Source organism: Flavobacterium procerum (genome assembly GCF_042431625.1).
Lineage (GTDB): Bacteria > Bacteroidota > Bacteroidia > Flavobacteriales > Flavobacteriaceae > Flavobacterium > Flavobacterium procerum.
The window spans coordinates 347,017-361,482 of the sequence record NZ_JBHLYW010000022.1 but is presented as its reverse complement, the minus strand read 5'-3'; the positions used below and the strand labels follow the sequence as shown (position 1 = coordinate 361,482).

Sequence of the window (14,466 nt, the reverse complement as noted above, 5' to 3'; positions counted from 1 at the left end):
AATGGAACTAAAATCATTTTTAGGAACAGGATGGAAATTTCCTCCTTCGTTTAGCAAAGAAACTAAAAATGTAATATTGGTTTCAGATGAAACTGATATTGCAGAAAGTCTTCACATCTTATTGAGTACAGATCCAGGCGAAAGATTAATGAGACCTGAATATGGCTGCAACCTTAGAAAATTTATGTTTGAGCGACAAGACACCTCCTTTGTTACGGGTTTAAATAATACCATTAGTAAGGCCATTTTAAATTTTGAAGCCCGAGTAGATTTTATTGATGCCAAAGTAGTAACTCGTAATGAGTTGGATGGGGTATTGCATATAGAAGTCAATTATAAAATAATTATAACAAACACAAGGCACAATATTGTATTTCCCTTTTATCTTCTTGAGGGAACTAATTTATAATAAAGAATATGAGTAGCGAGATATTCATGACATCAAATCAAGGGATCAGCCAGGCGCAACGCATGCTTGATACTTTGATGCCGGATTATTTTAAAATTGATTCAAGGGACATTCCGGAAATGATCAGTTATATTCATAAAATTGCGCCTCAGTTTAATTATTATAATGCACAAACAAACGGAATAGACGGAACCTGGGAAGATTTTCTATATAATGATCCTTATCTCGCTGTATTGCTTGTTAGCAGAATAAATGTTGTAGATATCAGTAGTCAGTTCAATACCATAAAAAAAAATATTGAATATGATAGTCACAGTAACTTGCTTTCTGAGCGATTAAACAGATTGACTGAGTTAATCGATTTTTTATTTGATGTAATTGCCCAATTATCAAAGCTGCAACATTTATTAAATTCTTTGCCTATGCCTAATGACATAGGAGAAGTATTGATGAACATTCAACCTATAAATGAAGAATCAGTCAAGTTAAAAAATTATTGTGAAGAGGCTTCTTTAGTATTTATCAGCTTCAAAAATCCTGATCCATCTCCAAAATTATCTGGGCATAAAAAAAAAGAAGATGTTAGTTTAGAGATCCTTTTAGAAAGCTCTAATAAGGAAAAAATAACGGGATCAATTCGTTTTTTAAATACCTTGTTTGAGTCTGTTATAGCTAAATTTAATATTTTAGTAAGGGCATCAAGATCATATATTTCAAGAAATAGCATAGCAGAAGCTCAATTTTTACCGCAGATTGCTTTATTAATAAGCTTTTTGGATTTGTATAAGTCGGCACAATTAAAAATTAATGATTTTAACCGCAGGCATCTTGAATATTATTATAAAGATGTATTGGAATTAAAGTCTAAAAATGGCCATCGGGACCAAGTTGACATAATTATTGAACCAGAAATAGGAGTAAAGCGACTAGAAATTATGCCTTCAGAATTATTAATAGCCGAGATTCCAAATGAAGAGCAGCCTATCATTTACGAGTTAAATAATCCAATCACCTTATCTGCCGCTAAAATAGTCGAAACAAAAACGATTTTTGTTAGTCAATTTGCACAAGTAGCTTCCAAGAATATTGAAATAGACAATATAATTGAAAATCAGGTTTATCAAGCTTCCCCAAAGGTGTTTTCTGTAGCAGACTATCAAAAAAACAAAGACAATTATATTTCGTGGCCATGTCTTGGTGAAGATCAGCAGGGAAAGTTGGGCAATATGCGAACGATGGAGAATGCTGATTTAGGAATATTCATTGCATCGCCGCTTTTGTATTTACCAGAAGGAGAGAGAACCATTAATATAAAAATTAAATTAGAGCCTAAAAGTTTTGAAGAAGTGCAGGCTTATTTTTCTTCATACAGAGATACCATTAATAACAACAAATATTATTATGGTGATAAAACTGATGAGGCTAAAAAAAGTGTAAAAACTATAGAAACGATTATTTATGAACTTTTATCAAGCGCATTTGTTATAACCTATACTTCGACAAAAGGCTGGGAAAAGGTAAAAAAGTATTTTGTAAAGTTTAATTCACCGCCTAATGGAGAAGAAGCGATTGAAATTATTTTGAGATTGAATGCTGTTGAAGAACCAATTGATAATTATAACCAAGGAATTCATGATCTTAAATTTGATTCAAAATTTCCAATAGTTCGCATTGGGCTAAATAATTTCAGCAAACATTATGCCTATAGTTTTTTGCAGGACATATCAATAGAACGTATTACAATTAAAAGTGAGGCCAAAGGATTCCGTTCGCTACTCTTGCAAAACAGTATTGGTCTGGTGAGTCCTACAAGTCCTTTTCAGATTTTTGGGCCACAGCCTATATTGGGTTCGTTTCTCGATATCAAGAACACCAATGTTTTTAATCGATACTTAACTGATTTCTCTATAAATATAAGTTGGCTGAACTTACCTAAGGAATATGGAGGTTTTGAAACGTATTATAAAGAATATCCGGACCCTTTTAGAAATAATTCTTTCGGTGTTAGCCTTAAGGCATTAAAAACGCAAAATTTATATTTAGACACTAAGAACCAGCAACAAAAAGAATTGTTTAGCATTAATAGCAATGGTTTTTTAAGTGATTTTACAGTAATCGATAAAATAGATTTTAGCAAGTTGGATTTTATTAATGAGCCGTCGTTGGTGGCTTCAGACAATAATAACCCATTTGCCGTAGATGGAACTTTAAGGTTAGAACTTTCTTCTCCACAAGAAACATTTGGACAAGAAGTCTTTACCAAAATTTTTCCTGAAGCCGTTATGAGCCAGGCTAAAAAAAAAGCACTAAAACAAGCTTTGCCCAACCAGCCGATTATCCCAATTATAAAATCGATAGCAATGGATTATTCGCTTGAGTACTCAGAAATTCTTGATGGAGCTGCAAATCGTGAAAACTGTAAAATCCAGCTTATTCATGATTATCCGTTTGGATATGATTACATCTACCCGAATAAGTATAAAAAGCAGACTAAGTTTATGCCTGAATTTTTAGATTACGATAATTTATGCATTGGTTTAAAGAATGTTGAGCCTAAATCAGAACTTAATTTGCTGTTTAGATTCGAGGACTCCAGTTTTCATTATACCTTAGAAAAGACAGAATTAATATGGAGTTATCTTAAAAACAATACATGGATTCCCTTTTCAAGCAAAGACATTATTTTTGATACTACCAATAACTTTATGGGGTCGGGCATTATTAGGATTTTTGCTCCATCCAGTATTCCATCAGGAAATACGATAATGAATCCAGATTTATTTTGGATTAAAGCCACGACTTATGATGGCGTTGCAACTAAACCTAATTTATTAGGGATTGCTTGTAATGGCGTTGTGGCAACGAGAAAATATTTACCCGAAAATTATACTAAAAAAGGAGTTTCTATTCCGCCATATTCCATTAAAGGATTCGAAAAAACAATTAAAGGCGTTAGTGCTTTATGGCAGTTGTTTAGTTCTATTAACGGAGAACCTCCTGAAAGTACCGATAAATTCTACACAAGGGTAAGCGAAAGATTAAGACACAAACAACGGCCGGTTCAAAACAGAGATATTGAACAAGTTGTATTAGAAAATTTTCCAGAAATAATGATGGTAAAAAGTTTTAATACAGAAATAGAGGGTTATGAAATTGTAGATGGAACCAATTTGCATTTAGTATTAATTCCTAAAGAATCCAGAAACAATCATCCTTTTAAAGATGTTCCAAGAGTGAGTTTGCTAACGCTTTTTGACGTAAAGGCATTCCTTGATAGACTTATTTCTCCTTTTATAACGATAGAAGTTGGAAATCCTATTTATGAAAGAGTAAAAGTAATTTGTGAAGTTGTTTTAGTAGATAAGGCAAAAGAAGATTCGGGAAATTATCTACGTAGACTAGCCAAGGATATCAATAATTACATAGCACCGTGGCTTTATGATAAATATGATGATTTCAAAATAGGAAATCGTATATACAAATCAGATTTGTTGCTGTTTATCAAAACACGTCCTTATATTGAGTATGTAAGCGGATTTTCGCTAATTCATTTTTACAAAGAAAGGCAATCGTCAGATGATGTTTCGGTTTCAAGAATGATTGATAGCGCCTCGTATGACATACAATATATAGAATGCTCGTCTCCAGCTTCAGTATTTGTACCTTCCGAATATCATGTGCTAAGAATGCTAGATAAACCAGTTCATAAACCAGCTATGCAGTTGGGTATTGCAGATTTTATAGTGGGCGAAGAACTTTTAATAGAAGAAGAAGTTACAAGAATACCAAAAACAGATTCGTCAAATTCTGAATTTGATGACAATGATGAACTTTTTAATTTTATAATTAATCCTAACATTTAAATAGCATGGCAGACAACGAGATAAAAAAACTACACGGAAGAGCTGAGTTAATAGAATATTTTAAAAATGGTAGAATTCCTAATGAAACACATTTTAAATCGCTAATCGATTCTGTAATCATTCAGCACGATGACGGAATATCTAAAGATGAGGAAAACGGGTACAGCATAACCTCTTTAGGAACATCGTCCAGATTAATTACTTTTTACAAAAACATTGATCGTTTAGAGCCTTTTTTCTTTGTAGAAAAAGATTTATTAGACAAGCCAAGTTTAAAATTCCGCTCAGATACTTTAAAATCTACAGCAACAGAAGAGGATAAAACATTTTACTTTCATAACGACGGAAGTTTAGGAATAGGAAATAAAAGCAAAAATAACTTTAAACTGGATGTCAATGGTTTCACCGCCTCTAAAGGAAGAACAGGAACCTACAATACAAAAAAAGAAATTCCGGCTAATGGAGAATGGCACGATATCACCCCAGAATTAGATAATTGCCAGGCTTTTGAAATCGTAGCCCGAGCAGGAATAAAACATTCTGGAAAGTTTTCTATTATGCATGCGACAGCGTTGAGCGCATTTGGAAAATCGCAGTCTAAGATTAGAAAAACCAGAGCGTATTATGGATCATTCTGGTCTATTTGGAATAAACTGAATCTACGCTGGCATGGCACAACACATAATTACAAATTACAAATGCGTTCTAACTCCAATTTTGGTTCAGGTGCCATGATTTATTATACGATATGCGAATTATGGGATGATGAACTTTTTGTACCTCTAAATTGTTATTATCCAAAGAAACAAGATGGTTTTGTTGATAAGCAAGACCAGAACAGAAGAACTTAATTACGACGCTAGAATATCTCATAATATGATTGAACCTCGGTTTATAAATAAAAACATAGATGCTGTTTCTGATTTTGAAGTCATTTTAAAACAGGCAATTGATTTAGTTCAGAGACTGACAGGACATCTATGGACAGACTACAATATTCATGATCCGGGAATTACCCTTCTAGAACAATTATGTTTTGCACTAACTGATTTGCATTATAAAACAACATTAAGTACCGAAGACATTCTAACCAACACAAGAGGGCTAATAAACAGAAATCAGCACGCCTTTTTTGAGAAAGAACATATTCTGACTTGTAATCCTGTAACGGTTAATGATTTTAGAAAAGTTATTTTAGACAAGGTTAAGGAAATAAACAACATTATGTTTAATCCAGTTCTATCTGTGCACAGTAATCATTACATAAAAGGATTGTATAGGATTGTGGTAAGAGCCAATGAGACTATAACCAATCAGTTTGTTACAGATAAGGAAGCAGAAGAAGAGTTTAAAGAAAAAATTAGAAAACTAACACTTTCTAAACGTAATATCTGCGAAGACATAATGGGAGATATTATTATCCTAAAATGTCAAAAAATAACAATTCATGCCAATATAAATATCAAATATACCTCAGTTCCGGAGGAAATACTGCTTAGAATCTACAATAAGATTGAATCTATATTGAATCCAAAAATCCGATTTTATTCTAAATCTGAATTGCTGGACATGGGCTATACTACGGAACAGATTTATAACGGTCCATTATTAGAGAACGGAGTACTATTAGAAAAAGAACTAAAACCAATTGCAACAGAAATAGATCCTATTGATGTTACCAATGCCATAACGATATTAGATGGTGTGAGTTATATTCAAAATTTGACAATAGAGGATACGGACGATTTTGATGTTGTAGATACAGAAGTAGCTGAGAAAGGTAAAGTAGAAAAAAAGGATAGTTTTCCGTTTAAATTGAGGAAAGATCACTTTGCCTATTTAGAGAAAGATACTTTTTTGAAAAATGTAAAATTGTACTCAGATGATTATCGTATTCCGATCAATGAAGCGCTTTTTTTAGAATTGTATGAGCATAGAGAGCCTCTAAAAACTCAGGTGCGAAAGGAGTACGCAAATAAAAAACAGGCTCGTAATATTAAAGCAGGTACTTACAAAGATGTAGGAACGTATTATTCTATACAAAATTACTTTCCTGCTATCTATGGGTTAGGACCAAACGGATTATCTAAATCTGAAACGAAAGAACGAAAAGCAGTAGCAAAACAGCTCAAAGCTTATCTGCTTTTCTTTGAACAAATACTTGCAAATTATTCGGCACAACTAGCAAATTTAGGCAATCTCTATTCGACCGATTTAAGCTCTAGTAATCAAAAATCATATTATATACAGGATCTTTACAATGTTCCTGATATTAGAGATATACTAAAGGAATACAATCAAAATGGAGATAATCGTGCTTCTTTTGTAGATGAAATGAAGTGGGAAAAATTTCAAAGCGATGAAGATAATGGCTATATGAAAGCATTGCTAAAAGCTGTAGAAACGCCGGAAATCTATACAGATAGAAAAAATAGAATATTAGATCATTTACTAGGACGCTTTAATCGTAAACTAAGCATATATCCTATACTGCAGTATTTTAATAGCTACATTGGAGGAAGTAGCTTAGAGCGTGATACATTTGTGCTGCAATGGAAAGCAAATATTTTAAATCATTTGCTCCATATAGACCAAGGCAAAATTAAAGGCTACGATTATTCTTCTCAGATAAATTTAATGTCGGGTTTTGAATATAAGATATCCTTATATCTCAATGTTAATCATCTTGAATATCCAAGTGTAACAAAATTCAAATCGAAGAAAGAAAGTCTTATGCGTCGCAGGCTGACAAATGCTTTTAATAATACAGAAAAAAAGTACACAATTACAGCAGTTAAGCCTACTTCTACGGTTCAAGAGGAACAAGAAATAGACATTATCGAATTTAATGATGAGAACCTTACTGTAGTGACCAATTCGGCAGAAAATATAGAACTGGCTGAAAATTTAGAGGCAGACAACATAGACCAATCCTATATATTCAGTTCGCAGACTATTTCGGTATTAGAGTTCGGAATCATGAGGGAAAATTATAAAATAATTCCGAAAGACGGTAAATATATTATTATATACAAACCACCTCAAAAAGACGCCATAACCCCAGAAGAAAAATGGCAGGTAATCGGTAGCTATAAAATAAAAAGCAAAGCAATAAGCGCGTTGAATGAAGTAATAGAATCTCTGAAGAAACTAAGTGTAGAATCAGAAGGTTTTCATTTGGTGGAGCATTTATTGATGCGGCCTAAGTTGGATCAGCATAATTTTGGCTTTAGCTATTATGAAAGTGCAGATAGTGTATTTTTTAAAAATGACGAGTGGACGAGTTTTGAAGAAAGGGAAAAACGTCTGACAAAACTGAAAAATGCAGTATTGAATTTAGGAAGAACAACTGCTGGTGACGATTTTGATTTCAAAGTCAAATTTATGGACGACAATCATTTCAGTATTGTAAACACATCCGTATTCAGTAAAAGGAAACAAGATTTAAATCCAAATCTTAAAAAAGTCATAGCCGAAATCAATAAAATGCAAGAAAACAAAATCTTCAGATATCCTCGTATTGAACTTAATGCAAAGCTATCAGGAAGAAAAGTCATCAATGAAAACTTTTATAGCCTGAAGGCAACAGTTGTTTTACCAGCATGGCCCGCCCGTTTTCAGGATAAGGAATTTAAAATGTTTACAGAAGATTTAATAAAAGCGATTGCACCGGGATATTTAATCTTAAACTTTAAATGGCTTGGCATTTCTAGGATGCAAAAGTTTGAAAATCTTTATTTTGAATGGCTAGAAGCAATTAAAACCAATTCAGATCCAAACGCGAGATTAGAATCATGTGAAGCTTTGACGAATTGGTTGCTGGAAACAGACATCAAAAAACAAAAATAAAATATGAAATTTTAATGAAGGCTCAGAAACACATCATACAACAGCAAATTGTTGAGGTAGAATTTTATGATAGATCTGCCACACAAGATGTGTTTGCCCAATTCAGCAGACTCTTTAAAACTAAATTAGGAGACATTACCAATACACTTTTAGATAACACCGTAAATGCTCATAATTTCATTAAGATAGACCAGTTGGAGTTACAAATAGGTACGTTGACATACCCATTTACCGATGATGAGTTTGCGGATCTTTATGAGCAGGCATTAGAAAAAGCTTTATTTGATTATGCTACACTCCATACCATAAATAATCCTGATGCAAAACTAGAAAACACTCAAAATTTCATGTTAAGCTGTATTGAATTGTTGCATTTTTTTTTGAGCAATGGGGCATTGCCATGGTGGGCAAGTGGTGATATATTTACAAAACCCGATAAAACTTTTTTAAGATTGTTTAGCGAAAATCCTGAGCAGCTAAAAGATTTGCTTTTAAAAACAGGAGTAGAGCAGCAGGTAAGAAAACGACTTTCGCATCAATTTAATGATGAAATAATTATAAAAATCATTACCCTTATACTACCATCGCAAGCCAATTTTATCAGCCAATACTTTGATAATGTATTAAAAATACAGAAACAGAAACAAATTGTTAAAACGCAGGAAAAAGTATTTGGACAAGCATTATGGTATTTTATTCTGACCTATCTGTTAGTAGATATGGGAACTTATTTTGAACGCAGGCTTTTTGTAAAAAGAACACTGACTCAAATGGCATCTCATTTTAATATATCGTATGAGGCTATCTTAAAATTATTGGCAGATGCCATTGAGACAAATCCTGATTTAATTCCATCAGATAAAAATTTTACGCTATTTATAAAAGAACTTAGAGAAGAAACAAAAACAGATTTAATTGTAAATGAGTCTTTAGATTTTGATGTGCATTTAGAAAAAGCAGTTAACAAAAATCATTTCGAAGCACTCCATTATTATTTCTTTTTTGGCTCATTGCCTGTGGAATATGGTTATTATCCCCCTGAAAAAATCAGTTTGTTATTAGATACAATTATCAAAAAACATCCGAAAGAGTTCATCAATGTATTTAGAAAACAGCAAAACATAACACAATTTACAGAGCGTTTAATGCTAGTGGCACCAGAAGCCGCTTTGTTGACCATAATTCGCATTATGGAACCCGTAAATTCTGATTTTATCATAAATTATTATCAAAACACTGTAAAAATCCAGAACAGAAAAAATGTTATTAAAACCAATGAAAGAGAATTAAAAAAAGCAATCCTGAAATTTATTTTTTCTTTTCTCTTTACTTCACATGGCAGTTTGTTTAGCGCTAAAATGTTTGTAGAAAATAATATCAAAAAGCTGGCACAACATTATAATATCGAGTACAAGACGTTATTGCTACTAATGGTTCAAGGTATGGCAGAAGCTCAGGCAATTGTAAAAGATCAGTCTTCGCTGTTCTTTATTTTTACCGAAATTCTGGGAGAAATACGAAACAGCACAACAAACAAACTAGCTGTAGAAACAAATATATTGGAGCAATTAGAGAATAAAGAAGGCACAAAAAAAAGAAGAAAAGAAAAAATAGACATTGCATACGCTGATAACATTTTATTACAAGATCTATTTCTGTTTTGGTTTACACAAGGTACTATACCGTGGTGGGCAAAAGAACAAAAAACAACCACCATAGCTGCATTATTTCAGGAACTGGTAAATGCAGAACCAACAGTTGCTTTGCTGGTTATCAAGCAAGCCGTTCAGATGGGTTTTAAAAAACAGGAAATACTTAACAGCATTTCAAAATCGGTATTACAACTTTTGACTATACTTCCCCAAAACGAAAATGTCTTAAAAATATGGAACGAGTTCCAGCAATTAGAGACAATGGCGGAAATGGGTATTTCGACAAATCGTTTTCGTAGTTTTTTACTAAAGTCAATATTGGAAGCCTATCATCAATTACAATTTAATTCGTTCGATACCCGACTTTTTTATGCAATTTTAATAAACTACCTAAAAAACGAAACAGGAACCTCAGAAGATAAATTAGAAAAATTCTTTGCAATACAATTTAAAGAAAACAAATTACCTCATCTAAAAAGTTATATAAGAGATAGTACTAATCAGAAAAACAGACTTTTAGATATTTATAAATCAGCTTTGTTTCTAGATAGAAATACATTGTTTACAACCAGCGATTTAGAGAGAAACGACCAATTCTCTTATCATGAATTTAAGCTATTGACGAAATCAAACGATATGCTAAAAATGTCATTGACTACGCTGATAGATAAGGCGTATGATATTGTAAAATATTATCTGCTTCACAACAAATTACCCGATGATATAAATATTGATAATCAATTGGTTATTTCAAAAATCATAGAGAGATTAATTATTGTAATTTTTGAACAGGATCAGAATTTGTTACATAACCTGATGCGTCAAGACAATACATCGGCTGTGGCCAAAATGACGCTGCATACTAATTTCTCAAAATACAGCAATCAGCAAGGGCGTAATATTGCAAATCTGCTTAGTGAATATGAAGAGAAGGATTTTTTAGTGTATATAAAACAAATCTGGAAACAAGATCAGGCATTTGTAAATCTAAACGAAATAATCTATTTTATTAAACACCAAAGCAGTGATCTTACACAGCAACAATTACATAAACAAGTACTGCAGTTAGCTAATACGACTTTGCATTATGCAACTCTTTACAAAGGAGCAGAATTTACTACGATGATAAAATCATTGGCAGACAACACCTTACATGATCTCATTACCAGCCATATTTATATCCTGAATTTAGCCATTAAAGATTCTTTCGAACGCGAAAAGATGTTATTGTATTTTAGAGAGTTCAGTTTTTATTGGGCATCACAAAAAAATACAGAAAATGCCAATCTGTTTTTTTATAGATTTCTAGCATTCTTAAATTATAAAAAAAACTGGGATATAAAACATCTCTATCAGCAGCTTATAAAGGTTTCAAATGCTATAAAACAGCTTAACAATATTTTATTAGAAAATACGATAGCAAGAATGCAAAATGATACGCAAATCTATCTTACTCAGGATAAATACAAACACGAAATCCTGTACAATCTTAAAGATGAGGTTTTAAAGAAATTTGATTTAGAAGAGCATGTTACGATAGAAGAAAAGAAAACGGAGTCAGAAATAATTTATGAAGATGAAACCATAAAGCTAAAAGAATGGGAGAAGATATATATCGAAAATGCCGGATTAGTTTTAGTACATCCGTTTTTGAGTACTTTGTTTGATCGTACCGGCTTAGTAAAAAATGGTGAATTTGTTAGTGATGAGGCCAAATTTAGAGCGCCACACTTATTACAATATATTGTTAACCATGAGCAGGAAAGCCCAGAACATGCTTTACTGCTTAATAAAATTTTATGCGGTATAGACTATCAGGAAGCTGTAACATCCGGAGTTGTCTTAACTGAAATAGAAATCAATACCGCCAATGAACTGCTTTATGTGGTGACACAACAGTGGGAAAAATTAAAAAACACCTCAATTAAGGGACTTCAGGAAAGTTTTTTGCAACGCAGTGGATCTTTATGTTTATCAAGCGAAGGATGGACTTTAGTTGTAGAAAACAAGGCTTATGATGTGCTGTTGCAAACACTTCCTTGGGGATTAAGTTTTATTAAAAATTCGTGGATGACCGAACCAATATTTGTAGAATGGAGTCAGATGTCTTAAAACAAAACGCCGATACGCTTACGGCAGAATTGCAATGGTTAGAAGAAATAATCAATGTGAGTATGAAATTGTATTGGAACGAGGAGTGCAATTATGAAAGTATTACAGAAATACTTCCTCCTGATTTATCCGATAATGATTCTCCATACGCCGGAATTTTAAAACATTATCAAATTAATTTTTCGGAACGCGTTATTTTGTTACTCGCGCTGTCCGTTCAAATACAGCCTAAATTACTGGATGTTTTTCTGGTAAAAAATGCAGCTTACGATAAAGGTTTTACAGAATTCGGAGGCTTAAAAGGGCAAAATTTTGGCGGTTTTTTGCCAACAGGAGAAACAGCAGTTTTTTTACTAGCTCCTAATAATCTTGAGAAAAGATTTAGAATTTCGGAGTTATTCTCCGATGATCATAAATTTAAAAAGTTCAATATTTTAAGTCTTGAATCGAGTCCTGCAAACGAACCTTTTTTAAGCGGTGCACTGACAATCTCATCAGAGTATCTAAGCTATTTTACTAAAGGAACTTCGCATAAACCCGATTTTAATGCTGGTTTTCCAGCTAAACGCATTACAACTCAGGTCATCTGGGAAGACTTGGTTATCGAAAAAACCACACTGACAGAAGTAATGGAAATTAAAGACTGGATAGTCTACGGGCAAACATTACTAAACGATTGGGGTTTGCATAAAAAGATTAAACCAGGTTATAGAACTTTATTTTACGGCCCGCCGGGAACTGGTAAAACCATGACAGCCTCATTGTTAGGAAAATCAACTGGATTAGAGGTGTATCGAATCGATTTGTCAATGGTTGTCTCTAAATTTATTGGTGAAACCGAGAAAAATCTCTCTAATATTTTTGATCAGGCAGAACATAAAAACTGGATATTGTTTTTTGATGAAGCCGATGCACTCTTTGGCAAAAGAACCCAAACCAGCAGTTCAAACGACAGATATGCTAATCAGGAAGTATCGTATTTATTGCAGCGTATCGAAGACTTTCCTGGAGTTGTTATTTTGGCAACCAATCTTAAAGCCAATCTTGACGAAGCTTTCAGCAGACGTTTTCAATCGATGATACATTTTCCAATGCCAAGTGCTCCACAGCGAAAAAAACTATGGGAAAAAGCTTTTGCCGAAAATATTATTCTGGAAAACGATGTTAATCTTGATGAAATTGCTCAAAAATTTGAACTGGCAGGCGGAGCGATAATAAATGTACTAAGATATGTATCGCTAATAGCAATAAAACGAGGAGATAACAAGGTTACGAAAAAAGACATTATAAGCAGTATTAGAAGAGAATTTGGTAAAGAAGGAAAAATAGTCCATTAAATATAAATTTTAAAATTTAAAATCAAAGAATATGAGCTTGATAAACATATTGCTTAAAATGGATCCATTACTAATGCTGGTACTATTTATGCTGCTATTTTCTGGAGCAGGAATAATAGGGACTTATCTGGTACGGAAATACAGCAAACTGGGAATTGGCCAATCGCATAACGAAGGCATCGCAAATGGTTTTGCTATGACAGGTGGATTGTACGGGTTATTACTGGCATTTGTTGTTTTTCTGGTTTGGGACCAGTACGACGAGGCACAACAAAACGCTGATATGGAAGCAAGCTTGTGTAAAGGACTTTACAGAGATATTAAATTTTATCCCGCAGATAACAATCACGATGCACTTTTACAAAAGAAAGAACTGACGGATTCTTATATGTTTTATTTAAAAAATGTCATTAGAGAAGATTCATTGCTGAATAACAAAGGAAAAGAATCTCCAGAATACATAGATTACCGATATACAAAAACGGTAAAATCATTTAATACTTTTTATAAAACGTTGGAGCAGATGCGCGACACCGTAAGTTATAGAAATGAAAGAATAGAAGCAATGTTCAAACAGCTTAATGACTTAGGGACCTACAGAAATTTAAGAAGCCTAGCAGTCGACTCCGAAATTGATTTTTATATTTGGGTACCGCTTTGGCTTGGTGGCATTATCATCATGTTGTTTGCTTACTTAATGAATATCGAAAACAAAACACTGCACATTATCATAAATGGATTAATAGGCGCCTTTATCGCACTGGTTTTTTACATCATCGTACTCTCAGACCATCCTTTTAATGGCAGAATGCGCATTGATATTGGTAAGAATTTAGAACAGATTATTGAATGGGAGCGAATAGGGATGATGGAATGATTTTGATTCGAATTCTGTAGAATATATGGTAAAATTATGTATTTATGTAAAACTTTGCAGTTCTCATTTTTTTTATTTCATCGTCAGATCGTAATGATTCATTTGTTCCGGAGTATAGAAATAGACATTTGTATCACTAGATAATTGTATAACAATGTGTCCAGAATACAATACATCCTCGTTTTTCTTGGCATTTTAAAATCCTTTTTACTTTTAATTACATTGCAGATGACTGTTGAGTTTTATTAAAGTCTTAAGCTTTTGACTTGTAAAAGGTTACATGAAGCGAGCTTTTGTTGCAACTTTAAAACTAAAAAATAACTCTGACCACTTTAATTCTGGTATTTAAGTAGATTAAAGAAAATTA

General features: G+C 32.9%; 7 protein-coding genes. All 7 read left to right on the top strand.

Annotated features, from left to right (window positions below):
• Window position 1: 1 nt before the first annotated feature.
• Genes ACFFLS_RS21080 through ACFFLS_RS21050 form a run of 7 tightly spaced genes read left to right on the top strand, consistent with a single transcriptional unit; the run spans window position 2 to window position 14,099 of the window.
• Window positions 2-409, top strand: a complete 408-nt coding sequence (locus ACFFLS_RS21080; protein WP_379687212.1) for a gp25 family contractile injection system sheath assembly initiator — start codon at window positions 2-4, stop codon at window positions 407-409.
• Window positions 410-417: 8 nt separating this feature from the next.
• Entirely contained in the window at window positions 418-4,272 is a 3,855-nt protein-coding gene (locus ACFFLS_RS21075) for a baseplate J/gp47 family protein (protein ID WP_379687210.1), read from the top strand.
• Between the two features lie 5 nt (window positions 4,273-4,277).
• Window positions 4,278-5,123, top strand: coding sequence for a contractile injection system tail -fiber like adhesin (locus tag ACFFLS_RS21070; RefSeq protein ID WP_379687208.1), 846 nt, complete (start codon window positions 4,278-4,280; stop codon window positions 5,121-5,123).
• Entirely contained in the window at window positions 5,083-8,121 is a 3,039-nt protein-coding gene (locus tag ACFFLS_RS21065) for a contractile injection system baseplate wedge protein (RefSeq protein ID WP_379687206.1), read from the top strand. The genes ACFFLS_RS21070 and ACFFLS_RS21065 overlap by 41 nt, the downstream gene beginning before the upstream one ends.
• 14 nt (window positions 8,122-8,135) lie before the next feature.
• A complete protein-coding gene (locus tag ACFFLS_RS21060) occupies window positions 8,136-11,885 on the top strand; it encodes a contractile injection system tape measure protein (protein WP_379687205.1) in 3,750 nt (1,249 codons plus the stop codon).
• Window positions 11,867-13,222 carry an ATP-binding protein gene (locus ACFFLS_RS21055; RefSeq protein ID WP_379687204.1) on the top strand — a complete coding sequence of 452 codons (1,356 nt, stop codon included), beginning with the start codon at window positions 11,867-11,869 and terminating at the stop codon, window positions 13,220-13,222. The genes ACFFLS_RS21060 and ACFFLS_RS21055 overlap by 19 nt, the downstream gene beginning before the upstream one ends.
• A gap of 58 nt (window positions 13,223-13,280) precedes the next feature.
• Window positions 13,281-14,099, top strand: coding sequence for a bestrophin-like domain (locus tag ACFFLS_RS21050; protein ID WP_379687203.1), 819 nt, complete (start codon window positions 13,281-13,283; stop codon window positions 14,097-14,099).
• Window positions 14,100-14,466 lie beyond the last annotated feature (367 nt).

Bases quoted from the DNA above. Each gene is read 5' to 3' on its own strand.
- ACFFLS_RS21080 (WP_379687212.1), top strand. From the start codon at position 2: ATGGAACTAAAATCATTTTTAGGAACAGGATGGAAATTTCCTCCTTCG.
- ACFFLS_RS21075 (WP_379687210.1), top strand. From the start codon at position 418: ATGAGTAGCGAGATATTCATGACATCAAATCAAGGGATCAGCCAGGCG.
- ACFFLS_RS21070 (WP_379687208.1), top strand. From the start codon at position 4,278: ATGGCAGACAACGAGATAAAAAAACTACACGGAAGAGCTGAGTTAATA.
- ACFFLS_RS21065 (WP_379687206.1), top strand. From the start codon at position 5,083: ATGGTTTTGTTGATAAGCAAGACCAGAACAGAAGAACTTAATTACGAC.
- ACFFLS_RS21060 (WP_379687205.1), top strand. From the start codon at position 8,136: ATGAAGGCTCAGAAACACATCATACAACAGCAAATTGTTGAGGTAGAA.
- ACFFLS_RS21055 (WP_379687204.1), top strand. From the start codon at position 11,867: ATGGAGTCAGATGTCTTAAAACAAAACGCCGATACGCTTACGGCAGAA.
- ACFFLS_RS21050 (WP_379687203.1), top strand. From the start codon at position 13,281: ATGGATCCATTACTAATGCTGGTACTATTTATGCTGCTATTTTCTGGA.